This window comes from Prosthecobacter sp. (genome assembly GCF_034366625.1).
Lineage (GTDB): Bacteria > Verrucomicrobiota > Verrucomicrobiia > Verrucomicrobiales > Verrucomicrobiaceae > Prosthecobacter.
On sequence record NZ_JAXMIH010000006.1, the window covers coordinates 1030903 to 1055190 of the forward strand.

A 24288-nucleotide genomic window follows, 5' to 3' on the forward strand; every position below is an offset into this window, starting at 1 on the left:
GAACCCATTCTGGCCCGTGTGTGAATCCGGGCAATGATTTCGTTGTGTCAGCCAACATGAAACGCCGACGCTTTCTTCAGGCGCTGCCGCTGACTTTAACAGCGGCTCCGGTTCCCGCGCTGCAACGCGAACTTGGCATCACCACCGGTTCATTCATGAGGCATCTCTCGGAAACGGCCCAGCCCGGCAAACTGCACCTCCTCGACCTGCCGCGCATCATGCGTGACGAACTGGGCATGCACGTGATTGATCTGATGACGGCCACGCTCGTCTCGCTGGAGCCAAAATACCTCGAACAACTGCGTCAGGCCGCAACGGACGCCGGTTGTGTGCTCACGAACCTCAAGATGAACCAGAAGGGCCTCGACATGGCGAATGCGGATGAAGCCGTGCGACGTCAGGCGCTCGACACGTATCGCAAGACCATCGATGCCGCCGCATTGCTCGGCGTGCGTTGGGTGCGACCGCTGCCGGGCCCGAAACCGCCCGATTTGAAACTTCTGGCGCAATCGTATCGCGACTTGATCGACTACGCGGGTGAAAAAGGCACCGGCGTACTCATCGAAAACTTCGGCTGGATGCAAGGTGATGCCAACGCAATCCCGCAAGTCATCCAGGCCGTCGGTTCCGGCCTCAAAGCCCAGCCCGACACCGGCAACTGGACCGATGCGGCGCGTTATGACGGCCTCGCGAAGGCGTTTCCCTTCGCTGTGTCATGCGATTTCAAAGCACGTGATCTCGCCGCAGATGGAACACACGCGGCCTACGATTTGAAACGTTGCTTCGACATCGGCTGGCAGGCCGGATTTCGCGGCCCGTGGTGCTTCGAGCATTTTCACAACGATATGGCGCAGCTTTTCCGTGAAATGGGGATGTTGCGCGACATGCTGCGCCTCTGGATGAAACAAGGCGCACCATGAATTTCCGGCAGCAGCTTCAACACGGCATCGCCATTCCCGCGCATCCGCTCGTGCTCGATGCACAGCGCAAACTCGACGAACGGCGGCAGCGGGTGCTCTCACGTTATTACATCGCCGCAGGCGTCGGTGGCCTCGCGGTGGGCGTGCACACGACGCAGTTCGCGATTCGTGATCCGAAGGTCGGTTTGTTCCGACCGGTGCTCGAACTGGCGAAGGAAGAAATGGATCGCGCTGCTACACCGCTCGTGCGCATTGGTGGCATCTGCGGCGTGACCAATCAGGCTCTCGCTGAAGCGAAGTTGCTGCATGAACTCGGTTACCACGCCGGTTTGCTCAGCCTCGGGGCGATGCGAGATGCCACCGAAGATGAAATGATCGCACATTGCCGCGCTGTGGCTGAAATCATCCCAATCGTCGGCTTTTATCTTCAGCCCAGCGTCGGCGGCCGCGTGCTGCGTCATTCGTTCTGGCGTCGCTTCGCTGAAATCGAAAACGTCGTCGCCATCAAGATCGCTCCGTTCAACCGCTACCAGACGATTGATGTGGTTCGTGCCGTGATCGAGGCCGGACGCGATGACATCACGCTCTACACTGGCAACGATGACAGCATCGTGGCCGATTTCCTCACGCCGTTCCGCTTTGCGGGCAAGGAACGGCGCATTGTCGGCGGACTGCTCGGCCATTGGTCCGTCTGGACGCAACGTGCCGTCGAACTGCTGGAACAATGTCGCAACGCCGATGCCACGCCCGATTTGCTGCGCCTCGGCATCGAAGTGACTGACAGCAACGCTGCGTTCTTCGACTCGGCCAATGGTTTCCGCGGCTGCATCGCTGGTCTGCATGAAATCCTGCGCCGCCAGGGGCTGCTCGAAGGCATCTGGTGCCTCGACGAACACGAAACACTCAGCCCTGGCCAGCTTGAAGAGATCGACCGCGTCCACGCTGCTTATCCGCATCTGAACGACGACGACTTCGTCGCCGCGCATCGCGATGAGTGGATGCGCTGATCACTGGCGGAAGAAACGACGCACGGAACCGACGGCATTGTCGATTGTTCGCTCAAAGCTGCTCTTCGGGGGTGTGGGCGGAGTTTTGCGCTTTGTCGTGGTTGAAGCGGACGTGGTTTTTTTCTTGGGCGCCGTTGTCTTGGATTTCGCTGTCGTGGTTGATTTGGGCGTGGCATCGGCAACGGCGGTTTTCTTGATCTCCGGTTTCACTTCGGGCTTCGACTCGGTGGATTTGACCTCTGCTTTGCCCGGAGGCAGTGTTTTGGGTGCGGGCACAACGACGATCACCTTTTTCGAATCGGGTTTGATTTCAGGCTCCGCTTTGGCCTCGCTTACGATAGCAACGGCCTTGCGCACTTCTTCCTTCGGCTGGGCCGGCTTCAGCACGGCTTTTTCGACCACGGGAGTTTTTTCAACGGGTTTGGAGACGGCTGCGATGACGACGAGTGGTGGTTCCACCGGCAACAGGCCCGGGGCTCTGCCGTAGCCATGGAAATGCGTGGGGCTCTCCGCCCGCGGCAGACGGAAATCGAACACGCTCACGCCGCTGCGGCGCTGGCCTTCAAAGCTGCGGCCATCGCTGGAGCCGAAGGCGATGCGCTGGCCGGTTTTCTTGTGCTTGCCGAGGTAGATCATGACGTGCGTCACGGGCAGCTTGCGCTTCGTTTCGGTCGTGTTGGTCCAGAACAGCAGATCACCGGGCTTCAGGTCAGCGAACTCGGGGCTGTCCAAACTCGTGGCAGTGGGTGTGAGATGCAGCTGCGTTTTTTCCTGCACCCACTCAGCCATCTCGTTCGACTGCCGTGGCACGTTCTTCAATCCCTGGAAATGAAGCACGTGATAAACGGTGCCGGAGCAGTCCATGCCGCCCTTGTTTGGCTCATGGGAGCCATAGAGATAGCCGAGTTCCAGGTGCGTGAGCGCCAAGGCGCTCTGCACGAGGCTTTGCACCTGCTTGGGATATTTGGTGAAACCGCTGATGTCCTCGATGCTGATGGTCGAGACGGCGGCGGGCCGCGGCGCTTCGGGTTTGTCCTCTGCTTTCGCCGGAGTGTCTGTCTTGGCTTTGGTGGATGCTTCTGGTTTGGCCGGCGCTTTGGCCGATGTTTTCTCTTTGGACTTGGAGGGGACTGCCGCAGAGGCATGACCGGTCCATGCCGCGAAGCAGAAGAGCACAAAAAATCGTAGAAGGGGGTTCATAAGGCTCGGGGGTGAGGGGTGATGGCCCTTGTTTGGACGCATTGGCCGCGGATTTGATCAATTCATGAACGATTCACGGCTTTGTTTCGTTCGCAGCGGCACAGCCATGAAAGCCGTTTTTCTCCTGCTTTTTCTGACCGTGGCGCTGCAGGCCGCCACAAAACCGAACATTCTAGTCATCGTGGGCGACGACATGGGTTACGCCGATGTGGGCTTCCACAGTTGCAAAGATATTCCGACGCCGAACCTCGATGCGCTCGCGGCCTCGGGCGTGCGTTTCACGAACGGCTACGTTACGGGGCCGTACTGCTCACCAACACGCGCAGGTTTGCTGGCGGGGCGTTATCAGCAGCGTTTCGGGCATGAATTCAATCCCGGACCCAGTGACGCCGGCCTTCCGGTGACGGAGAAGACGCTGGCGAACCGGCTGAAAGACGCGGGCTATGCGACGGGCCTCGTCGGCAAGTGGCATCTCGGTTCGCTGGAGTCGATGCATCCACAGGCGCGTGGCTTTGACGAGTTCTTCGGCTTTCTCGGCGGCGCGCACAGTTATTTCGACGCGGGAGCGATTCTGCGCGGCAAGGAGCCGGTGAAGGAGATGGATTACACCACGAATGCGTTTGGGCGCGAAGCGGCGGCCTTCGTCGAAAAGCACAAAGCCGAGCCGTGGTTTCTTTATCTGGCCTTCAACGCGGTTCACACGCCGATGCACGCCACCGATGCGCGACTGGCGAAATTTGCCGACATCGAAGACAAAACACGCCGCACCTACGCGGCGATGATGCTGGCGATGGACGATGCGATCGGCGTGGTGCGGAAAAAACTCGCGGAAACCGGCCAGGAGCAGAATACGCTTGTCACTTTCATCAGCGACAATGGCGGGCCCACGATGAAAGGCGTGACGGTGAACGGCTCGATCAATGCACCGCTGCGCGGATCGAAACGCACGACGCTGGAGGGTGGCATTCGCGTGCCGTTCGTCGTGTCATGGCCGGGCACGGTCAAGCCGGGCGTGTATGAAAAGCCGGTGATCCAGCTCGATTTGCACGCAACGGCGCTGGCTGTCGCTGGAGCGGAGGCCAAAGTCGATGGCGTGAATCTGCTCCCTTATCTCAGCGGTGAAATCACCGCCGCACCGCATGACGCGCTCTACTGGCGCCTCGGCGAGCAGATGGCGATCCGCATAGGCGATTTCAAGCTCGTGCGCTACGACGGCAATGTGGACGCGAACGACGGCGGTCGTCATCCTGTGACGGCGGCGAAACTTTACAACCTCGTCACCGACATCGGTGAGATGAAGGACTTGTCTGCCGAAATGCCGGACAAAGTGAAAGAACTGCAAGCAAAGTGGGATGCGTGGAATCACACGAACGTGTCGCCGCTGTGGGGATCCAAAGGCAAGGGAGACGGTGCTGAGCCCGGCAAGCCGATGAAGAAGAAAAAGAAGAAGGCCGCGGCCGCGGAGTGATGCCTCACCCCATGCGGGCGATTACCGCGCAGGTCACGCCTGCCATGAGCAGCGTGGCGGCCACGATGCGGATGCCGTAAGCGCGGCCCGATTCGTGGCGTTCGCGATTTCCCAGCAGCGGCCCTAGCAATGCCACGACGACGAGGCTCCATATGCCGCGCGTGGCATAGACGACGTTCACGCCGATGGCGTCATGGTAGAAGGCGAGCGCGAGGGACAGGATGATCGCCTGCGCGGCGATCAAGACGCTGCCGCCGATGGACCACTGCGTGGCACGATTCCACGGAATCGGCGGTGCTTTGGGCAGCAAGGTGATGGCGAGGAAAGAAAGGCCGCCTGTGGTGCCGGCCAGCAGCGCCAGGAAGGTCTTCGGGCCAAAGGCGGGCGCCCACATTTGCAGCAGCACGTCCGCCAGCGCGAAAAACGCCGCGCTGATGAGCGCCATGACCACTGGCCCCGCGAGACGCGCGCCTTTCGGTGTTTTGAAATCCGTCGCGCTCATGAGAAAGATGCCCGCCGTGGTGATGATGGCCGCGATCCACATCAGCGGCTTCATGCTGCCGGAGATGAGGAAACTCGCGCTGAGGGCGACGAACACGACCTTTGATCCCATGACCGGCGTCACGAGCGAAACATCGCCGCGCTGCATCGCGATGAAGGTGAACCAGCTTCCGGTGAAGAACAGCACTCCGAGTCCGACGGGAATGTACCACAGATGCCAGGTTACCGGCTGCGTCTCAAACAACGCGAGCGGCAGAAACGCGAGCGAACTGGTCCAGTTGTTGATGTGAAAGCAGGCCATTGGATGCGCCCCCTCGTTGAGTGCTTTTTTCAGCAGCAACGACGCAATCGCATAACCGATGGCGGCGACGAGCGGCAGCAGCAGATACCAGGGCAGGCTCATACGCCGACCAGTTTGAGGCCCCATGCGATGACCAGCGGCGTGGTGATGCAGCTCACGACCGTGGTCGCGATCACCACCTGCACCGCCGTGGGCGCATGACCGCCGTAAAGCCGCGCGATCATGATGTTGAACACGGCGGAGGGCATCGCGGCCTGCACGACGATGACGCGTTTCAATTCCGTCGTGATGGGAAGGAAGTACGCGGTGGCAAGAAAAGCGATGGGAATGATGCCCAGCCGCAGCACCGGGCTGAGCACGGCCACTTTCCACTGCATCGCCCCCTGGCCCCAGATGTCCGCGATGGACGCTCCGATGAGCAGCACGGCCAGCGGCACCGCGCAGGCACCGAGCATGGTGAAGGTGTTGTGTGCGAACAGCGGCACATGGACATGCAGGCCGGTGAAGTTCAGCAGCAGGGAAATCAAAATGGTGATGACGGGCGCATTAAGTGCAAGCCGCCAAGGTGCCTTGCCCAAACCCGTGAGCAGGCCGACTCCGGCCGTCCAGCAGGCCAGCTCGACGCCGAGTGTGAAGGTGAAGAGCACGCCTAGTGTGCCTTTGTCAGGAAAGAGCGCGGTGACGAGCGGAATGGCCACGAAACCGTAGTTTTGCAGCCCGCAGGCCACGCTGAACGTGCGTCGGCCCTCGCCTTTCTTCAGACCGATCAGCGGAGACACGAAATAGGTCAGCGCGATGCCGGTCACGACCAGCGTGTAGCCCAAACCGGCCGCAATCAGCACGGGTGCGAGTTTCATCACCGCCGGGTTGCCCACCACGCGCTCGATGATCAGCGCCGGCGTCAGCATCATCACCGAGAGCTTCATCAGGCTCGTGTCCGCCTCCGGCTTCAGCAGCCCGGTGCGCCGCGCTAGTGCTCCCGCGGCCATCGTGAGATACACGGGCACGGCCACGGAGAGAATGCTGAGATAATCGAGCATGGAAGCTCTCTCGCTAGGCCCTGAAAGCCCGCCGCGCAAGTGGCGCTGCTCAGCCGCGTTTCCACACCACCCACAGCTCCGGCGGGGCGGCAGCGCGATTGATCGGGCGCAGGTGCTGTACCTCAAAACGCCGCGAATCGAGTGTCACGGCCCATTCGGCAATGCTGCGCCCTTCCTCCGCTCCACCTTCATGCCCCGGATAAACCGCAATGGTGAGCAGCCCGCCTGGCTTCAACAGCTCCAGCGCCTCCCGCACCGCGATCATCGTCGTCTCGGTGCGCGTGATCAGTGATTTGTCCGTGCCGGGCAGGTAGCCGAGGTTGAACATGATCGCGCTGATCTTCCCGTGCAGCTCCGCCGGCACATGCGCACGCATGGTTTCGTGCCCGGAGTGAATCAACGTCGTCATCTCCGCCGGGACACGCTTCCGCGTCTCCACCAAAGCCGCTGCCTGCACATCGAACGCAAACACATGCCCGCCCGGACTCACGCACTGCGTCAAAAATAGCGTGTCATGCCCGTTCCCCATCGTCGCATCAATCACGGTGTCACCTGGCCGCAGCCGATCCTTCAACATCAACTGCGCCCACAGCACGGAGGACGGCAGGCCGCCATTGGGGCTGGCGAGATGGGGTTTGGGCGACATGAGAAATCATCATAGCGACGGCACCGCCAGAATAAAGACTTCAACGCAGGAGAGGGATCGGAGAGTACTCCCGGACTTCAGTCCGTTTGGCCGTCGCCTTCGAACCAGGAGAGGGATCATCCTGATCCCTCAAGAGCTGCGGCCAGGTTTGGTTGGGGGAGAGGCTGCGGTGAGGCGGGTCCCCAAAGGGCGGCGGCGGTGTTTCAGGTCGCCATTCAGGAGAAACAATGTGCCTGTCGTCCATCAGAACCATGCACGCTGTGGCGCACCGTTCCGATCTTTAATGTGTCTCTAACCATTCGTCGACAGCGACGATCAAAGCGTGGCTGGCAAGCATCGCAGGATCCACGATGGACAAAACAATCTCGCCGTCGAGGTTCACGGGATCAGTCAGGCGCAAACTGTGAAATGGTGCCAGAAGTGAGTGCTTTTTTGCTTCAGTCAGGAACTCTTGATCAGCACGTCCTCCTTTGTGGACTAAAAGGTTGCGCAACAATGCCAGGGCATCAATAGCCTCGTTATCGAGTGCGGTAGTGACTGAGGCGTTATCCAAAGGAAATGCTTTGCGGTAGCAATCACGAATTGCGGCCCTGCTCCGAAAACGCCACTTTTCATTCCCCTTCAGGAAACCAAATGAAGGTTGATTTTGAGTGACTGATTCAACAAGCAAATCTTCTGCGAGCACTTCGAACGCGCCCCACGCTTGCACAATAATGCTCCGCAAAATTCCTTCCACAACACCATGCAGGTAGGCAGAATATGAAATGAAATCCTCGAAAGTGGATGTGCATTCCACCAAATGCTCCACCTGAGCGTCTCGCCCTATGTTCATCTTTTGCTCAATCAACTTCCGCGACAGCATGCCGATCTTTTGGATCGTGGCCGGATTTTTCGGCATTGGATGATTGCCAACAACTTGCCGCTTGGCCTCGTCTCCGGCTCCGATCCATGTCATTGCGGTCCAGTACGTATAACCAGGGAGCACTCCCAGTCCGGCGACCAATGCAAAATTTGCCTCAAAATTATCAGCCACATCCCGACAACACTTCTTTTTGAAGATGGCTCGTGGGGGCTTCGCAAGAAGGCCCACCTTTAGGAATTTAAGCGCATGCTTCAGCTGGGGCATTCCCTCGTCTAGTCGTGCCGCTGACGATCTTCAACCTTAACGTCATATGGTAGGCTTGCCTTCGACCTTGAGCTGAATGGTGGCGGAGAAGACGGCGAGGGAGATGGTTTTTGCGTTCGAGGTCGAAGAAGATGTGGCCGTCTTCGCCGGTTAAGAACCTGACTCCGGCCATGGCCGAGCACGAAATTTCAGACCCCATTCTGCTGCAAATCCATTTCCGCATCAAGGGCTGTGCCATCAAGCAGATGCTCGATGAGATGACGGGCGAGCCAAGGAGAGCGGAGGGAGCCTTTGGAGCCGAGGCCGTTCAAGAACGCGACGCGGGGATGGGTGGGATGCGTGCCCATGAGGGCCTGGCGGTTCTTGATGATGGGGCGCACGGCGGTTTGCGTGGCGGTGATTTCGGCGGGGACTTTGAGCAGGCTTTGCAGTGTGCTTTTGAGTGTCTGCACTTGATCGGCGGAAGGTGTGTTGGGATCGTCGAACTGCCATTCGTAGGTGGAGCCGGCACGCAGGGTGTCGTCATGACGAGGCAGGAGCCAGCAGCCGCGGTTGAGGATGCGTGTTTCGCCCCGGAGATCGGCCTGCACGGTGAGGATGGTGCCGAGGGCGGACTGAAACGGCACCCAGTGGAAGAGCGGATGCTTTTCCGCGCTCCAACCCTGCGCCCAGATGACATGGGAGAAGTGCTGGCCGTGCCATTCGACGCCCTCGGCATCGTCACGCACGTCGACGGGTTTTACGTCGGCTGTGGTGTATGAATCGAGGGACTCGAAGAAGCGGCGGCTGGATTCAAGGTAAGCCGTTGTGTCGAGCCAGGCGGCGTGGCGTTGCTGGAAGGCGTTTTCGGGCTGCTGAATGACCTCGGCGTTCAATTGCGGCGCTTTGCGATGCAGAAACGGCTGCATGTCGGGATCGCGGCGGCGTTTGTGCCATTTGGTGAGCTCTGGCTCGTTTTTCAGCAGGCGCACATAGCCGCGGGGGAAGAAGAAGCGCTGGTTCATGCGCTTGCCACAGGCGCGATAGAAGCGCAGGGCCTCGCGGTAAAACACATCGTAGCGCCAGCTCATGGTGAGGCGCATGCCGGTGATGGGAGTGATCAAACCAGCGGCCACTTTGGAACTGGTGAGCGGCTCATCGCGATCGACGATCAGAAACGGCACGCCACGCTCCCACAAACGCCACGCGAGCGCTGTGCCGGCGAGTCCCTGGCCGATGATGAGGATGCGGGGAGGCATGGTTCTGCGCTTTAGCGCGGATTCACGCGTTCGTCACGCATCCCAAGCAAAGAACGGGACTACTTGTCCATGAGCGCCTGCATCAGCCCCGTGAACATTTCCTGAGTGGTGACGACCTGAATCTGTGTCGGCGGGACTTTGTCCGCGTCTTTCCAGAGGGTGCTGATCTCATGAATGGAGATGCCGATGCGCTTGAGGATGGCTTCTTCACGTTTCGAGGCGCTGAGGCGGCTGAAGTCGTCACGCATTTCCTGCAGGATCGCGGGTGAGCCGATGCAGAGCGGACGGAGTTCCACGGCGGCGGTTTCGGCCACGATGGCGGAGGTGATCTCCAGAATGCGGAGCCAGAGACCCAGATCGATCATGAGGGCGAGATCCTCATCTCTCTGCTCGCGCAACAAGCGCACGAGTTCTTGATGGCCATCGACGATCTCGTGACGCAGATCCTTCCACTCGCTGTCTTCGGCCATTTTTCCCTGCGCCATGAGGCGGGGCATGAGCTTCTCGCCAAGGCCGAGCATGCGGCAGTAGGTGAGCACGTCCTGATTGTTGTTGCGGAACTGCTGGGAGTCCGCCGCCTGCCAGACGAGGAGGCTGTCACCCAGCAGACTGCCGAGAATCAAGGCGGCGCGTCCGCGATCCGTGGGCGGTGTGGGCGGTGGCGGGCGGAACAGAAGGCGCCAGCGGGCCTTGGCACGCTGACCCACGAGATCGAGAAAATCCGCCGGCGTTTGATCGGCGTTGCTGACGGACGGACTGACAATGGCAGGCGGATCGGCCAGCGCCTGCCCGAGGCACAATCCGAGAGCAGCGATGCAGATCGTGCGGCTCAGACGGGACGGGTTGGCAGGCATGGTGGGTCGGCTGGACTTCCAGACGGGCTAGCTTACTCCACCGTGACGCTTTTCGCGAGATTTCTTGGTTTATCCACGTCGCAGCCACGCGCCACTGCGGTGTAGTAGGACAAGAGCTGAAGCGGGATGACGTTGAGGATCGGCGTGAGGTAGGACGGGCAGTCAGGAACGTAGATCACATCCTTGGTAAGGCGCTCCAGCTCCGTGCGGCCCTCGGTGGTCACGGCGATGACGGGGCCTTTGCGGGCGAGGACTTCCTCGATGTTGCTCACGTTCTTGTCGAACACCGCGTCACCAGGAGCGATGAAAACGGACGGCATGTCCGGTTTGACCAAAGCGATGACGCCGTGCTTCAGTTCCGCGCTCGGATGTCCGCTGGCGTAGATATAGCTGATTTCCTTCATCTTCAGCGCCCCTTCGAGTGCGACGGGGTAGTTCATCTGGCGGCCCATGAACAGCATGCCCTCGGCGTGCGCATGTTTTTCGGCGATGGCCTTGATCTTGTCGGTCTGCTTGAGGATCTGCGCGATTTTGTCCGGTAGGGCTTCGAGTTCGTCGATCATCTCCAGGCCATCGACGCTGGAGAGGTGATGGATGCGGCCTAGAAGCAGGCTGAGCAGCGTGAGGATGGCGACTTGAGACGTGAATGTCTTCGTCGCTGCCACACCGATTTCCGGTCCGGCATGGATGTAAACACCACCGTCACTCTCGCGGGCGATGGTACTGCCGACTGTGTTGACGATGCCGAGGCAGCGAATGCCTTTGCGCTGGCCTTCACGCATCGCCGCGAGCGTGTCGATGGTCTCACCGCTCTGACTCATGACGAACTGCAGCGTGTTCTTGTTCGTGGGAACGTTGCGGTAGCGGAACTCGCTGGCGATCTCGACTTCCGTGGGCACACGGGCGAGGGATTCAATGAGATACTCGCCCACCATCGCGGCGTGATAAGCGGTGCCGCAGCCGGCAAGGATGATGCGGTCGATCTGCACCAGCTCCTTTGGTGTCATGTTCAAGCCGCCGAGCACGGCGGTGCATTCATCCCGGGAAAGACGGCCGCGCATCGCGTTGCGCAGGGAATTCGGCTGCTCGAAGATTTCTTTGAGCATGAAGTGCGGGAAGTCACCCTTCTCGGCATCGTCGGCGTTGAATTCGACACGGCTGACTTTGACCTCGGCGGGGATTCCTTGATGCGACTGCACGCTGTAACGATCCTTGGTGATCGTGACGATGTCGTAGTCGTTGAGATAAACCACGTCACGCGTGTGGGCGACGACCGCCGACACATCGCTGGCAAGGAAATGCTCGTGGTCACCGAGACCGACGATCAAGGGACTGCCCAGGCGTGCGCCGACGATCACGCCGGGCAGATCGCCATGCATCACGGCGATGCCGTAGGTGCCTTTCACGCGGGCGAGTGCTGATTTCACCGCATTCACGAGTCGCTGTGTGCCATCCTTCTCCTTTGATTCATCAAAGTAGGTGCCGACGAGATGCGAGAGGACTTCGGTGTCCGTTTGCGACAGGAAGGTGTGACCTTTGGCGATGAGCTGATCGCGCAGCGTCTGGTAGTTCTCGATCACGCCGTTATGGACGAGCACGAGCTTGCCGGATTGATCGGGATGCGGGTGCGCATTCACATCCGTGGCCGGGCCGTGCGTGGCCCAGCGGGTGTGGGAGATGCCCATCGTGCCTTGCGGGTTCGCCTCGGTCACGGCAATGCGCAGATTGTCGATACGACCAGCACGCTTCACGATGCGGAGGTCTTCGCCGCCACCATTGAGCGCCATGCCTGCGGAATCATAGCCGCGATATTCCAGACGACGCAGCCCGTCCAAAAGGATCGGGCTGGCCTGACGATTGCCGATGTATCCAACGATTCCGCACATGTGAAAAATAAAGGGGTAAAAGGAGCCTGTCGAATGACAGGCCGGTACGATACCGCCACGCAGAATCCACGCCAGCAGTTCGTGTCACTGGCCTTTTTCTTTATTGGGAGGAAGTCCGCCCTCTCCTCAGGTCATGATCCCGCTGACCAGCTCCCCATGCACGTCCGTGAGGCGGAAATCGCGGCCTTGGTAGCGGAAGGTGAGGCGTTCGTGGTCGAGGCCCAGCAGGTTCAGCACCGTGGCGTTCAGATCATGGGTGTGGACCGGATTTTCAGCGATGTTGAAGCCGAAATCGTCGGTTTTGCCGTGAACGATGCCCGGTTTGATGCCCCCGCCCGCCATCCACATCGTATAGGCGTCCTTGTGGTGGTCACGACCCGGCGAGGTTTTGGTGCCATCGCCATTGATGCCCTGGCGCAGCGGGGTGCGGCCGAATTCGCCGCCCCAAACCACCAGTGTTTCGTCGAGCAGGCCGCGTTGCTTCAAATCGCGCACGAGAGCGGCCATGGGACGGTCCACATCTTTCGCTTTGGCCGTCAGGCGCTGCTTGAGACCGCCGTGGTGGTCCCAGTCGGAATCAAAGAGCTGCACCATGCGAACGCCGCGTTCAATCAAACGGCGGGCGAGCAGGCAGTTGTTGGCAAAGGACGCCTTGCCCGGCAGGGCGCCGTACATGTCGAGCGTGGCCTTTTTCTCCTGCGTGATGTCCATCAGCTCCGGCACGCTCGTTTGCATGCGGTAGGCCATCTCATACTGGCTGATGCGCGTGGCGATCTCTGGATCGCCCACGATGCCGAGCTGCTGCTCATTGAGCGCTTTTACCGCGTCTAGCACGCGGCGGCGGTCTTTCGTGCTGTGACCCGCAGGATTGCCGAGGAAGAGCACCGGCTCGCCGCTGCCACGAAATTGAATGCCTTGATATACGCTGGGCAGAAAGCCCGTGCTCCACAGCGTCGATCCCGCCCCACCGGCAGGGCCGGACAGCATCACGACGTAAGCCGGCAGATCGCGATTCTCAGCGCCCAAGCCATACGTGACCCACGCACCGAGGCTCGGGCGTCCGCCCTGGCCGAAGCCGGTGTGCAGAAACATCTGCGCCGGGGCGTGATTGATCTCGTTGGTGTGCAGGGACTTCACCACACAGATGTCATCTGCCACCGTGCCGAGGTTCGGCAAAAGCTCGCTCAATTCGAGGCCGCTCTGTCCATGGCGCTGGAATTTGAATTCGGTGCCAGCCAGCTTCAACTCGCCACCGATGAAGGCGAAGCGCTTGCCCTTCGTGAGCTCCTCCGGGCATTTTTGACCGTCCATCTTCTGCAACAGCGGCTTGTAATCAAACAGATCGAGCTGCGAGGGCGCCCCGATCATGTGCAGGTAGATGATGTTCTTCGCCTTCGGCGCAAAATGCGGCCGTGGAGCGGCTGCCGCTGGCAAATCCCGGGCCAGCAACGATCCCAGCGCCGCCGAGCCAAGCCCCAGGCCGGATTGCCGGAAGAACTGACGGCGGGAGACGTGGAGGAAGTCGGGCGTGGTCATGCGCCTTAGAACGTCGCTAAAACCCGTGAGATTGCGTGACTTCAGCCCGAGTCCGCACGATGCATGCGGCATGGCTCTAGGAACCAAAAATCGACTTCACGAGACGGGCGTCGCCTGCAAGGCACATCTGCGCGAGCAACACGGCGACAAGCTGGACTTGGTCACGGAGTTCATCGCCGAGATCGAAGGCTCAGGCTCCAAGCAAGACCTGACGGCATGGAACCAGTTCAGCGACCTCCGGCGCAATCAGGCCGAGATGCTGCAACGTGCGGAGGCAGCGTTTCAAACCTGGCTCGCAGGCGGTTGATTCCTGGCAAAACAGCGCACCAGAAACACCAGCGCCAGCGTCGTCAGCGCACCGGTGGCATCGGCGACGAGATCGCGCATGGTTTCGCGGATGCTGTGCTGGATGTGCGAGCCATACACGACATCGGAATAGAGTTCGGCGAACTCCCAGAACAGACCGATGGTGCAGGCCAGCGTGAAGGTGAAGAGGTAACGGGCAAAAACGGTGAGCTGGCCGAACCAAGACGCAAAGCAATCGAGTGCATGCCAAGAGAAGAAGGCGATGGCCACCCCACCACTGTAATGCATCACAAAATCGAGCTGCTGGCGATACGGCGTGCGCATGATGGCCTGGTGGAACAGGAGCACCAGCAGCGGTGCCCAACCGGCACGAAGAAGAAGGCGCAGCAGCGGCGTCATGCCTTCCAGTCCACCTTCACGCTTTGCTCCCGGCCGTTGCGGTCGTGGTATTTCACATGGCCGTGCTTCGCGCCGTATTCGTGGACGCATTTGGTCACCTTCACGTCGTAGCAGCAGTACTCGGCGATCTTGGCGACCTCTCCCTGCTGCCACCACTTCAACGCATCGAGGCCATCGGCGGTTTTGCCCATGCCGAGCGTGGCGGCGGCCACGGCGTCGAGCTTGATGCGATGGCCGAGGGCTTTTTCCAAATCAATGAGCAGGTCGAGGCTGTGGGGAAGATCGGCCGAATCAAACATGATGTCGTGCCCTTTGAGCACCTCGTAGTCGAAGCCGATATGGTTGAAACCCACGACCAAATCGGCCGCCTTGAGCTGCTTGATGAGCGCGGGAGCCTCGTCCTGTGTGTAGATCGCGTATTCGTTCTGCTTCGTGCTGAACGTGCAGGCCACCGAAATGCCCATCATGTGCTTGTTGCCCCAGCCGCCGACGTCGTTGGCGGTACGGCGTGTTTCGAGGTCGAAATAGACGATGTCTCCGGCCATGATCGCGTAGCGTGGCGGAAACTCAGCCGATGCGATAAACGATGCGCGCCTTGTCCATGTCGTAGGGCGACATTTCAATCTTCACGGCGTCGCCGATGACGAGACGGATGAATTTTTTGCGCATCTTGCCGGAGATATGAGCCAGCACTTCGTGACCATTGCGCAGTCTCACGCGGAACATGGTGCCGGCGAGCACGGCAGCGATGGTGCCTTCGAGTTCGATGGCTTCTTCCTTTTGCTTGGCCTCATCCTCAGGCTCCACCGGGCGTGGTGGTGGAGCGTAACGTGGCGGCGGAGGGCCGTTGCGTTTGGGTGGGCCGCCGCGGGAAGGACCGCGATTGGGGCCGCTGCGTGATGGGCCTTTGCGTTTGGGAGGAGGCATAGTTGAAAAAGTTGGGCGTGAGGATGCTGCCGCGCGAAGGGATTACAAGAGTAATTTTGCAGGGGGAAAACGCCTGTTTGGCCAGTTCAGGCAGACAAAAATCTCGCCGCCGTGCGTCCTGTCCGTGAAACTGCCACCCGCATGCCTGCCACGCCGACCTTGCCCGAACTCTACGATGCCCACGCGGCGGGGCTGTTTCATTACTTTGCCAGTTTTACCGGCGAGGAGGCGGATGCGAAGGACCTGCTGCAGGAATTGTTCATCAAACTGGCCCGGCAGAAGATTCCACAGGATGTAGCGAACATGCGGGCCTGGCTGCTGCGTCTGGCGCATCATCACTCCATCGACTGGCTGCGGCGGCATCGCGTGCGGAGGCGCGCAGAGGATGATGCGAGGCCGGTGGAAATATTTGCGACGTGCGAAGACCCGGACCAGGCGGAACTTGCCAGACGCCTCACGCAGGCGCTGGCCCTGCTGCCGCTGGAGCAGCGCAGCGTGGCGCAGTTGAAGCTGTGGGACGGGCTGACTTTTGAAGAGATCGCGGAAGTGCAGTGTATTCCGCTGAATACCGCCGCCAGCCGCTACCGCTACGCGCTGGAGAAACTGCGGAGCGAATTGAAACCGCTGTACGATGAACTGAAACCGTCATGAACACGAATCCCGATGCTTTGGAAAACGATCTGCGCGCCTTGCAACGCCGCGAGTTGCCGCCGGAGTGGCACCGCGAGATCCTGCGCATCACCAAACTCCCGCCGCGCACACCGCGCTGGCTTGTCGCGGGCTGGAGCATGGCCTGGGCGGCGATTTTGCTGATGTACTTCACCACGCCGGCGGAACCGGACATGCAGCCAAGTTCGGCCCATGCCACGCCTGCCATGTTGTGGCAGGAGCGTGCCGCCCTCATCGAAGACCTGCTGGCCGTCAACTGACCATTCACCTCCAACCTCGCCCTCTTATGCTTCGTCGCATCACCTCCAAACGTGTCACACGTGTCCTGCTGTGGATTTTCATCACCCTCGTCACCCTCATCGTGCTGTTGTTCGTCTGGACGAACTGGAGCGGCAAACGCCGCTGGGCCGCAGTGCAGGCGATGATCGAGCGCGAGGGTGAAACGCTCGACTTCCGCAAGCTGCTGCCCGCCACACCGCCAGAGGCGGAAAATCTGCTCGCGATCGAGCCACTGCGCGGAATTGCGATGGTCATTGATGGCGACGAGAGCAGAGGCGATCCTGGCGCGAAGCGGAAAGCGCTGGAGGCGATGAAATGGGATGCGAAGGGCAAGTTGCCAGCGGCCAGCGGAGTCACCCTGGGTCAGGCCGCAGGCATGGCGAGCTGGGTGAAATTTCTGCGCGAAGCGAAGTTTCTCAACCTGCCTGTGGACTCCTCCACTCCTGGTCGTGATGTTTTGAATGCGCTGGATGTGAAGTTTCCGCTGCTCAAACAGCTCACGGATGAATTGCCGAAGCGTTCACAGGCGATGTTCACCCCCGGACTGCGGGAGAGAGAGCTGCCGGAGCTGCTGTTCAGCTTGCGAGTGCCGCATTATGCCCCGGCGCAAACATTGGCGCGGATGCTAGGCCTGCGCGCACGAGCAGCACTGGAAGCCAAAGAAAGCCATGAGGCCACGCGGAGCATTCTCGTGGCCCGAAGCCTTGGCGCGGCCTGTGAGTCCGAGCCGCTGCTGATCGGATTCCTCGTGGGTCTTACGGCGGACGCCAACGCCACCGAGGCGGTATGGCAAGGCCTGCGTGAACGTGCCTTTGCCGCCGACAATTTGCGCCTGTTGCAAGATGCCTTCGCCACACATGACATCGACAAGGCGCTGCTGCTGGCCATGCGCGGTGAGATGGCCGCAGGGCTGAGTTCGCTGGCCTATCTCCAGGACGCTGCCGCTGGAAGGAAAAAAGCCAGTGAGGATATGGCGGACGCCCTTTCAGGTGATGGCACTGGCTTGACGTTGAATGCGTATCGAGCCGTGCCCGGCGGCTTGTTTGACCACTGGAAGAGCGTGGTCGCGGAAATGGAATTGCGACATTTGATCCAACCGCTCAAGAAGGGGGAAATCGCGGGGGCTGTGAGTGCTGGAGAGGCGCTGGATCGTGAAATCATGGAGAAACGGAATTTTCTACTGCATGCGGATCACATCATGGCCCGGCTCATGGTCCCCGCCGTGAAACAGGTCAGCGCGCACGCTTTGCTGGCACAGGTTCGTGCACGTCAGGCCATGACGGCGATCGCCTTGGAGCGATTTTATCTCAAGCATTCGAGGTATCCCGCGCTGCTAGATGAACTCGTGCCGGAGTTTCTCCCCGCAGTGCCGCTGGATCCGTGTGATGGCAAAGCACTGCGTTACCGTGTGAACAACAACGGGCGCTACACGCTCTGGTCCGTGGCTTTTGATGGCAAAGATGACGCTGGCAAAGTGAACCCGACGGCAGACCTCAGTGCCATGAAAAAGGCTGGTTATCTCGGCGATTGGGCCTGGCAGTATGAGCCGGTGAAATGATCAGTACAAATCCAGCGCCAGATCAAGCGCACGGGCGGAGTGCGTGAGTGCGCCTACGGAGATGGCGTTCACGCCGGTGGCGGCCACGTCTTTGATCGTGTCGAGGGTGATGCCACCGCTGGCTTCGAGCCAGAGCCTGCCGTTCACGAGCTTCACGGCCTCACGCTGCTGATCGGTGGTCATGTTGTCGAGCAGGAGCATGTCCACTCCATCGAGGGTGAGGAAATCGGCGACTTGTTGCAAAGTAGCGGCTTCGAGCTGGACGCGGACGCCAGCGCGTTCGGTGTGCAGCTTATGAATGGCGGTTTGGAGGGATTTTAAATCGCTGTTGGCGGCGAGGTGGTTGTCTTTGACCATGGCGTGGTCGTAGAGACCCATGCGGTGGTTGGTGCCGCCACCGTGTTTGACGGCGGCTTTTTCGAGCAAACGCCAACCAGGGGTGGTTTTACGGGTGTCCCAGACTTGGACGGGATGCGGTTGGACGGCATCGACGTATCGTTTTGTCTGCGTGGCGACGCCACAGAGGCGCTGGAGGAAGTTCAGAGCCGTGCGCTCGGCGGTGAGCAGGGAGCGTGTGCTGCCAGCGGCTTTAAGGAGGACGCTGCCGCGTTCAAAAGGACTGCCGTCAGAGATGCAGATCTCGACTTCGAGCGCCGGGTCGATTTCCTTGAAGACCGCGACGGCGATTTCGGCCCCGGAGACGATGCCAGGCTCGCGGGCGACGATTTCGGCCTTGGAACGTGAGTTTTTGGGGATGAAGTAGAGGGAGGTGACATCACCAGAGCCGACATCTTCAGCGATGGCGGCGCGGATCAGGGCAGAAACGGAGGATTCCATGGGTGAGGGGAGTTTAGGGCGCAATCCGGCGGTTTCCAGCCTGGGGGAAAAACAGGTTGCCAAATGAGGTGAACTGTCCATCTTCCCCGCCCCTCGCCCCCGGCCTGACTGATTCACGGCCTGCGATGCGAGGTTGAGGAGCGTGTTATGAGCAAAATCATCGAAAAGATCAATCAAGAGCAATTGAAAAAGGAAGTCTCCGCTTTCACCGTGGGTGACAGCGTCAAAGTCCACACCCGCGTGGTGGAAGGCGACAAGGAACGTATCCAGATTTTCGCGGGCATCGTCATCGCCCGCAAGGGCTGCGGCATCAACGAGGCCTTTACTGTCCGCAAGATTTCCTATGGCGAGGGCGTGGAACGTGTGTTCCCTCTGCACAGCCCGAAAGTCGCGAAAGTGGAGGTCACCAAGACTGGTCGCGTGCGTCGTGCCCGTCTGCATTACCTGCGTAAACGCCAGGGCAAGGAGGCGATGTCTGTGAAGGATCAGAGCCAGCAGCAGAACGCCGAGGCGGCTTGATGCGTCCATTGGAGCGTGTGTGTTTCAAAAGAAAAAGGCAGCGCCGTGAGGCGCTGCCTTTTTTGTGAATGATCGAAATGCTGTCGGGTAGGTTCGCGGGAGTAACTCACCTGCAGGCCGGCTATTTCTTCTTCTTGCCGCCTGACATTGCGGCAACGAGGACAATAACTACCACGCCAACACCGATGAGCAGAAGGGTGTTGGTGCTGAGGCCGCCTTCCGCCTCCGCTGGGACAACCGGGGCAGCCATTGGAGGGGCGGTGGGAACGGGCTGCGCGTAGGCTGCCTGCGGTGGCTGGGTGGGATAACCAGCAGGAGGAGCGGCGGCACCTGGGGCGGGGACTCCTGGAGTGACACCAGGCTGCTGGACGGGATAGCCTGTGGTCGGCGCTGTCCCCGGTACGGGGACGGTTCCTGGCGCAGGCATTACTGCTGGTGCTGCTGTGCCTGGAGCAACCGTGCCCGGGGCAAGAGCGGTGGGGGTGCCACCAGCGGCTGCGGCGAGGGCGGCGGCCACTTTATCATCCATTCCTGGCGTACCTGTGCCGCCAATGGCACTGGATCCGCTTGCGGCCCCGGTGGCGGATTGCACCTGCCGTTGCGCCGGTAGCATGGCGAGCTGCTGCTGGGCATAGGCATAGCGCTGGCGGTACGCTTGGAAAACGTTCTGATAGAATTGTTTGCTGGTGGCGTCGGCGCTTGCTGCGGCGGTTTCGCCTTCAAGAATGGCCTCTCCCATCTTTTTCAACTCCCCGGCATCCTGGCCTGCCTTGAGATCCGCCTGCATGAGGCGTGCGATGGCCTCGTTGACTTTGGTTATGGTGGCGATGTCAATCTCCTTCAAGCGGGTTTTTTCGGTAATGATGTTCTTGGAAAGCACTTTCAGGCTCGGCAGATCATACTTATTGGGGGTGAACCATTTGCTGGACTTGCGCTCCATATCATAGGCGGTCTTCCACTGCTCCTTTTCTCGACTAATGGCGTCCTTAAAACGTGTGAGATCCGGTTCGATGAGCTTTTTGATGCTCTCATCACGCATCTTCTGCAAGGTGGGCTGGTCCTTGATCATCTGCTCGATCTGAGCTTCTTGTTTCGTCAAAATGGCAAGAATCTCTTCGACCGCCTTGGGGTAATACACGGAGGCGATATAGCCGCTGGTCGGGTTGGCGAGTTTTTCGAACTCCTTGAGCGCTCCGTTGAAGTCCTTCGCCTCAGCTTTTTCCATGATCGCAGCACGTAAGGCATACGCCTTGATGTTGTAGCTGTCCGCCTTGGCTTCGTCGGGACTGAGCCAGCGCCCTTCAAGCTTGATTCCGCCGCCGACGACTTTCTCCTTCTCCTCCTGCACGTCGGTGACCAATTTCTCGACTTCAGCGGCCTCTTTGGTGCCGGGATAGCGGTTCACAAAGGGGCGCAGCCGGTCCTGAATGAGCTGCTCGTATTTCTCTGCCGTCATGAGGTCGGGCGTGGGCAGCAGCTTCTTCAGCTCGATGAGTTCTACTTCCTCTGGCTTCTGCTTGAGAATTTCGGTGATTTCCGACCGCGGAATGTCCTTCTCGTCCCAGATCTTCGGCGTCAGCTTGTAGCGCATGCGGATCGCCGTTGGGGTTTCGGAGAGGATGTTGCCCTCCAGTCTTTTGCCGTCTTTGAGGGTCACAATGTCAGCATGCAGAAACCCGGCGCTGCAGACAAGGGCAAGCAAGACAGATCGGAAACAGCTCAATTTCATGGTGTGAAGCGGGTTTTTTTTGGATTGAATGGTCAGAGAAGGCTACGCGCATGGATATGCGCGGGTTTTGAGAAATAACTCAAAACCACACCACGAGTAAAGAACGAACCTGATTTTCCTCTGTTCCGGGCTGCAACTCAGTTCGTGCGGCGCTTGAGCACGATGCGCTTGAAACGGGCGGTTCCGTCCTGGCTCACGCTCATGACCTCCGGGTCGTTGACGAAGACGTTGTGGATGAGGCGGCGGTAGTAACTGTTCATCGGCGGCAGGTCGGCATTCTGGCCGGTGGCGCGCACGCGCTCGCCCAATTCCTTGGCCCGGGCGACCATCTTGTCCTCACGCATGGAGCGGTAGAACTCCACATCGACACGGATGCGCGGGGCGTCCTTGATGTGGCGCTGGAGAATGCGGTTCACGAGATACTGGATGTCATCCAGCGTCTCGCCCCGGCGTCCGATGAGCGCGTCGGAGTCATCGGTGAGCACCTGCAACGTGGGGCCGTCGGGACCGCTGTCCTCCTCAATCTGGACGACAAAGCCCAGATACCCAAGCATGGCATCGAGAATGTGACGTGCGTGTTCGAGGGGAGTCATGGGCGGCTAGCCTCCTAGGCGGGGCGGTTTCGGTCCTTTCTTCTTCTCCTTGTGGCCCATCGGGTTGAAGAACGGATTCTGCGGCGGCGGTCCCTTGGGCACCGGTTTTTGCGTCACTTTTTCGAGTTTAGGCTCGGGGACGTAGAGCTTCATGATCCAGGTCTGGGCGATGCTGAAAATATTCTGGGTGGACCAGTAAAGCGCGAGCGCGGCGGCAAAGGTGTAGCAAATGAACAGGAAGAAGATGGGCATCAGCATGAAGATGCGCTGCTGCATCTTGTCCATGCTCTGCGGCTGGGGTGTGAGCTTCATTTGCGCCACCATCGTCAGGCCCATGATGAGCGGCAGGGGATTGACGTCGAAACCCATGAACTGTGTCACGGTGTCGGCGGCGGAAAGATCCTGCACCCACAGCCAGCTCTGGCCGCGCAGCTCGGCGGCGTATTCCAGCACGCGATAAAGACCGAAGAAGATGGGAATCTGCAAAAACAGCGGCAGGCAGCCGCCCAAGGGATTCACGCCATACTCTTTGTAGAGCTTCATCACCTCCATCTGCTGCTGCTGCGGATTGTCCTTGTACTTTTCCTGAAGCTCCTTCATCAGCGGGCCCAGCAGGCCCATGCGCTTCATCGTGCCGGTGGATTTCGCATGGATCGGCCACAGGCAGAGCCGCACAAAAATCGTCAGCAAGATGACCGCCGCGCCCCAGTTGCCGGTCATGTCATGCGTCCAGCGCATCACCCAGGAGAGGAAGATGCTGATCGGCTTGAACCAGCCGTAGAACATCGCAAAGCTGCGCTGCTTGCCGATCTTGCTCAGGCGGTCATACTCTTTCGGGCCAAGGTAGATCTGATAATTTTCCGTGACGGAGGCTCCTGGTGCCAGATCAATCGTCGGCAGACCCAGCGAGGCGTCGTAGGCATGGTCTTCGATGTCGGTCTTGCCCGCATGTGCCGCATCAATCGGCTGTGCCAGTTTGCGACGTGACGACCAGAATTTTGCCGGAGCGTCCTTCTCCGCCGTGCGCGTGACGATGTGCGTGTAGAAGCGCCCCATCACGCCGGCGTAGCGCAGCGCTTCGAAGGACTGCCGAAACTCCGTCTTCAGCTCGCTGAACCACGGCTTCGCGAAGAAGTCCGACTGGTAGTAGTCCGCGTCACCCGCGTCATTCCAGAAGAAACCTTCGTAGCGCGCGTCATCGTGCTTCAAGGCGCTCGAAGCCCCGGCGTAGAGATAATATTCCTCGGAGCGATGCTGCGCCGCGCCGGTGTTTTTCAGCGTGATGGCAAGGTCGATCAGATGCTCGTCGCTCTCCTTGCCTTCCGTCAGCGTGTAAGTCTTCGTCACCACGATGCCCTCGGCACTGGTGCCTTCAAAAGTGGCGCTCTTTTCACTTTTCGCCGTCAGCTTGTAAACGATCGCATCCAGCCCCGCAGGCTCACGACGCAGCGCCCCGATCGGCTCCACCGCATTCTTGTTCAGTGTCACACGATCCGTTCCCGCGAGCACCGCCCGTGCAATACCGCCACCTTTCGAGGTCAGTTCGAACGTCACACTGCCTGCGGTCAGGGAATGAGTTTCTTCCGGCACCACGGGAGCAACTGGCGCCACAGGCGTCGTGGCAACAGGAGCCGTTGCAGATGGAACTGCGGGTGTTTCCGCGGTCTTTTTGGCAGCTTCCTCCTGTTGTTTGCGAGCGGCCTCAGCCTGCGCGGCCTTCTGGTTTTCCTGCATGTAGTGCCAGTTCACCCCCATGAGGATGACGCACAGCGTAACGATGATCCAACTTTTACGGTCCATGAAAATGAGAGGGGGGTGAGAGAAAACTTAAAGGGGAGAGATCGACACCGCCGCCAATGACAAATGGCTTGCGGGATCGTAATTCGGTTTGCTAGTGGGATTCGTTTTGCCTGCCAGGCACCGGGTCATGCCCGTGTCCGCCCCACGGATGGCAGCGGCCGATGCGGCACAGGCCCATCCAGCTTCCACGCAGGGCTCCATGCGTTTCGACTGCCTGAAGAAAATACTCGGAGCAGGTCGGCGTGAAACGACACCCCGAGCCTGGGCCACCGAAGACATGAATGACAGGAGAAATGAAAATTTGGTAGCCACGGATGAAGATTCGGATGAGCCATTTCATGGGGCGGGGACGGCAGGCTGTTTCAGCAGATTCATGCGCCTTGCCAGTCGCAGCCAGTCTTTTTCCAGCTCCTCCAGCGTGGCCTGGGGCGCACGCCAGCGGGCGATGATCACCATCTGCCAGCCGGGAACGACTTCCGCTCGATGCGCACGAACAATCTCGCGCAGCAGACGGCGGATGCGGTTCCGCATCACGGCATTTCCCAGCCTACCCCCGGTGATGAGGCCAAACTGAAACTCCTCCAGCGTTTCCACACGCAAAACGCCCAAAACCAGAAATTTTCCGGCCTGACTGCTGCCCTGCGTCTTCACCCGCGCGAAATCACGCGCGAGTTTCATCCGCAGGTTTGAAGGAAGGCGCATGGGGAAGGGAAGCGCCGCAGCAGGATCAGGTGTGCTGCTGGGTGTGGCGCTTGAAGTGAATTTCCACGCCCTTCGGCAGGAGGCGCTTGCGTCCGGCGGCACGGCGGCGGCGCAGGATGTCACGGCCGTTTGCCGTCTTCGTGCGGGCACGGAAGCCAAACTGCTGTTTGCGCGTGCGTTTGGAGGGTTGGTAGGTCCTGAATGTCTTGGGCATGGGCGTGTGGGGTGGTGAAAGTCAGAATGGCAG

The 24288-nt window shown here is 59.9% G+C and carries 26 protein-coding genes and 1 pseudogene; 8 read left to right on the plus strand and 19 right to left on the minus strand.

All coding sequences use genetic code 11. From position 1 onward, the window contains the following. Positions 1-56: 56 nt before the first annotated feature. Positions 57-920: a TIM barrel protein gene (locus tag U1A53_RS07000; RefSeq protein ID WP_322279879.1), complete on the plus strand. Its 864-nt coding sequence runs from the start codon at positions 57-59 to the stop codon at positions 918-920. After that, positions 917-1927 (plus strand): dihydrodipicolinate synthase family protein, encoded by a 1011-nt coding sequence (locus U1A53_RS07005; RefSeq protein WP_322279880.1) that lies wholly within the window; start codon positions 917-919, stop codon positions 1925-1927. Before U1A53_RS07000 ends, U1A53_RS07005 begins: the two co-directional genes overlap by 4 nt. Here the strand turns inward: U1A53_RS07005 and U1A53_RS07010 are convergent, their stop codons facing one another. Continuing rightward, complete coding sequence (locus tag U1A53_RS07010) at positions 1928-3127, minus strand: NlpC/P60 family protein (protein WP_322279881.1); 1200 nt, start codon at positions 3125-3127, stop codon at positions 1928-1930. A gap of 106 nt (positions 3128-3233) precedes the next feature. Between U1A53_RS07010 and U1A53_RS07015 the strand changes: the two genes are divergently transcribed. Then, positions 3234-4595 (plus strand): sulfatase-like hydrolase/transferase, encoded by a 1362-nt coding sequence (locus tag U1A53_RS07015; RefSeq protein ID WP_322279882.1) that lies wholly within the window; start codon positions 3234-3236, stop codon positions 4593-4595. 4 nt (positions 4596-4599) lie between these two features. Here U1A53_RS07015 and U1A53_RS07020 read toward each other — a convergent pair whose 3' ends face one another. The 8 genes from U1A53_RS07020 to U1A53_RS07055 form a co-directional block, all read right to left on the minus strand. Then, on the minus strand, positions 4600-5499 hold the full coding sequence (locus U1A53_RS07020) for an EamA family transporter (protein WP_322279883.1): 900 nt from the start codon (positions 5497-5499) through the stop codon (positions 4600-4602). Then, positions 5496-6437, minus strand: a complete 942-nt coding sequence (locus tag U1A53_RS07025; protein WP_322279884.1) for an AEC family transporter — start codon at positions 6435-6437, stop codon at positions 5496-5498. Before U1A53_RS07025 ends, U1A53_RS07020 begins: the two co-directional genes overlap by 4 nt. Before the next feature lie 49 nt (positions 6438-6486). After that, positions 6487-7083 carry a class I SAM-dependent methyltransferase gene (locus U1A53_RS07030; RefSeq protein ID WP_322279886.1) on the minus strand — a complete coding sequence of 199 codons (597 nt, stop codon included), beginning with the start codon at positions 7081-7083 and terminating at the stop codon, positions 6487-6489. A 280-nt stretch (positions 7084-7363) separates the two neighbouring features. Further along, the gene (locus tag U1A53_RS07035) at positions 7364-8209 is read right to left on the minus strand and encodes a hypothetical protein (protein WP_322279887.1); all 846 of its coding nucleotides are present in this window, start codon (positions 8207-8209) and stop codon (positions 7364-7366) included. A 188-nt stretch (positions 8210-8397) separates the two neighbouring features. Further along, positions 8398-9447: an FAD-dependent oxidoreductase gene (locus tag U1A53_RS07040; protein WP_322279888.1), complete on the minus strand. Its 1050-nt coding sequence runs from the start codon at positions 9445-9447 to the stop codon at positions 8398-8400. Positions 9448-9506: 59 nt separating this feature from the next. Continuing rightward, a complete protein-coding gene (locus U1A53_RS07045) occupies positions 9507-10301 on the minus strand; it encodes a hypothetical protein (protein ID WP_322279889.1) in 795 nt (264 codons plus the stop codon). Between the two features lie 32 nt (positions 10302-10333). Next, positions 10334-12187, minus strand: coding sequence for a glutamine--fructose-6-phosphate transaminase (isomerizing) (glmS, locus tag U1A53_RS07050; RefSeq protein ID WP_322279890.1), 1854 nt, complete (start codon positions 12185-12187; stop codon positions 10334-10336). Positions 12188-12313: 126 nt separating this feature from the next. Beyond that, positions 12314-13723, minus strand: a complete 1410-nt coding sequence (locus tag U1A53_RS07055; protein ID WP_322279891.1) for a DUF1501 domain-containing protein — start codon at positions 13721-13723, stop codon at positions 12314-12316. Positions 13724-13793: 70 nt separating this feature from the next. On the opposite strand from U1A53_RS07055, the gene U1A53_RS07060 reads away from it, so the two are divergent. Next, complete coding sequence (locus tag U1A53_RS07060) at positions 13794-14030, plus strand: hypothetical protein (protein ID WP_322279893.1); 237 nt, start codon at positions 13794-13796, stop codon at positions 14028-14030. On the opposite strand, the gene U1A53_RS07065 is transcribed toward U1A53_RS07060, so the two are convergent. From U1A53_RS07065 to infA, 3 genes are read right to left on the minus strand one after another with little or no spacing between them, the layout of a single operon-like run. Further along, complete coding sequence (locus tag U1A53_RS07065; protein ID WP_322279895.1) at positions 14006-14428, minus strand: hypothetical protein; 423 nt, start codon at positions 14426-14428, stop codon at positions 14006-14008. The two genes, U1A53_RS07060 and U1A53_RS07065, sit on opposite strands and share 25 nt — an antisense overlap. Beyond that, complete coding sequence (locus U1A53_RS07070; protein ID WP_322279897.1) at positions 14425-14973, minus strand: ribonuclease H-like domain-containing protein; 549 nt, start codon at positions 14971-14973, stop codon at positions 14425-14427. Before U1A53_RS07070 ends, U1A53_RS07065 begins: the two co-directional genes overlap by 4 nt. Before the next feature lie 22 nt (positions 14974-14995). Continuing rightward, complete coding sequence (gene infA, locus U1A53_RS07075) at positions 14996-15235, minus strand: translation initiation factor IF-1 (protein ID WP_322280123.1); 240 nt, start codon at positions 15233-15235, stop codon at positions 14996-14998. Positions 15236-15496: 261 nt separating this feature from the next. On the opposite strand from infA, the gene U1A53_RS07080 reads away from it, so the two are divergent. The 3 genes from U1A53_RS07080 to U1A53_RS07090 are packed head-to-tail and all read left to right on the plus strand — an operon-like array spanning position 15497 to position 17861. Further along, a complete protein-coding gene (locus U1A53_RS07080) occupies positions 15497-16006 on the plus strand; it encodes a sigma-70 family RNA polymerase sigma factor (protein ID WP_322279898.1) in 510 nt (169 codons plus the stop codon). Then, positions 16003-16284 carry a hypothetical protein gene (locus U1A53_RS07085; protein WP_322279899.1) on the plus strand — a complete coding sequence of 94 codons (282 nt, stop codon included), beginning with the start codon at positions 16003-16005 and terminating at the stop codon, positions 16282-16284. The genes U1A53_RS07080 and U1A53_RS07085 overlap by 4 nt, the downstream gene beginning before the upstream one ends. A 26-nt stretch (positions 16285-16310) precedes the next feature. After that, complete coding sequence (locus U1A53_RS07090) at positions 16311-17861, plus strand: hypothetical protein (protein ID WP_322279900.1); 1551 nt, start codon at positions 16311-16313, stop codon at positions 17859-17861. Here the strand turns inward: U1A53_RS07090 and nadC are convergent, their stop codons facing one another. Then, positions 17862-18698, minus strand: coding sequence for a carboxylating nicotinate-nucleotide diphosphorylase (gene nadC, locus U1A53_RS07095; RefSeq protein WP_322279901.1), 837 nt, complete (start codon positions 18696-18698; stop codon positions 17862-17864). It lies immediately after the preceding gene. A gap of 147 nt (positions 18699-18845) precedes the next feature. Here nadC and rplS point away from each other — a divergent pair, with 147 nt between their 5' ends. Continuing rightward, positions 18846-19217, plus strand: a complete 372-nt coding sequence (gene rplS, locus U1A53_RS07100) for a 50S ribosomal protein L19 (RefSeq protein WP_322279902.1) — start codon at positions 18846-18848, stop codon at positions 19215-19217. A gap of 121 nt (positions 19218-19338) precedes the next feature. On the opposite strand, the gene U1A53_RS07105 is transcribed toward rplS, so the two are convergent. The 6 genes and pseudogenes from U1A53_RS07105 to rpmH all read right to left on the minus strand — a co-directional run. Beyond that, positions 19339-20946 carry a PTPDL family protein gene (locus U1A53_RS07105; RefSeq protein WP_322279903.1) on the minus strand — a complete coding sequence of 536 codons (1608 nt, stop codon included), beginning with the start codon at positions 20944-20946 and terminating at the stop codon, positions 19339-19341. 137 nt (positions 20947-21083) lie between these two features. Next, positions 21084-21539: a R3H domain-containing nucleic acid-binding protein gene (locus U1A53_RS07110; protein WP_322279904.1), complete on the minus strand. Its 456-nt coding sequence runs from the start codon at positions 21537-21539 to the stop codon at positions 21084-21086. 6 nt (positions 21540-21545) lie between these two features. After that, positions 21546-23339 (minus strand): membrane protein insertase YidC, encoded by a 1794-nt coding sequence (yidC, locus tag U1A53_RS07115; protein ID WP_322279905.1) that lies wholly within the window; start codon positions 23337-23339, stop codon positions 21546-21548. 91 nt (positions 23340-23430) lie between these two features. Next, positions 23431-23679 carry a membrane protein insertion efficiency factor YidD gene (gene yidD / locus U1A53_RS07120; RefSeq protein ID WP_322279907.1) on the minus strand — a complete coding sequence of 83 codons (249 nt, stop codon included), beginning with the start codon at positions 23677-23679 and terminating at the stop codon, positions 23431-23433. Continuing rightward, complete coding sequence (gene rnpA / locus U1A53_RS07125) at positions 23676-24041, minus strand: ribonuclease P protein component (RefSeq protein ID WP_322279908.1); 366 nt, start codon at positions 24039-24041, stop codon at positions 23676-23678. The genes yidD and rnpA overlap by 4 nt, the downstream gene beginning before the upstream one ends. 79 nt (positions 24042-24120) lie before the next feature. Continuing rightward, a pseudogene (gene rpmH, locus U1A53_RS07130) lies at positions 24121-24255 on the minus strand (50S ribosomal protein L34); the annotation flags it as partial. Positions 24256-24288 lie beyond the last annotated feature (33 nt).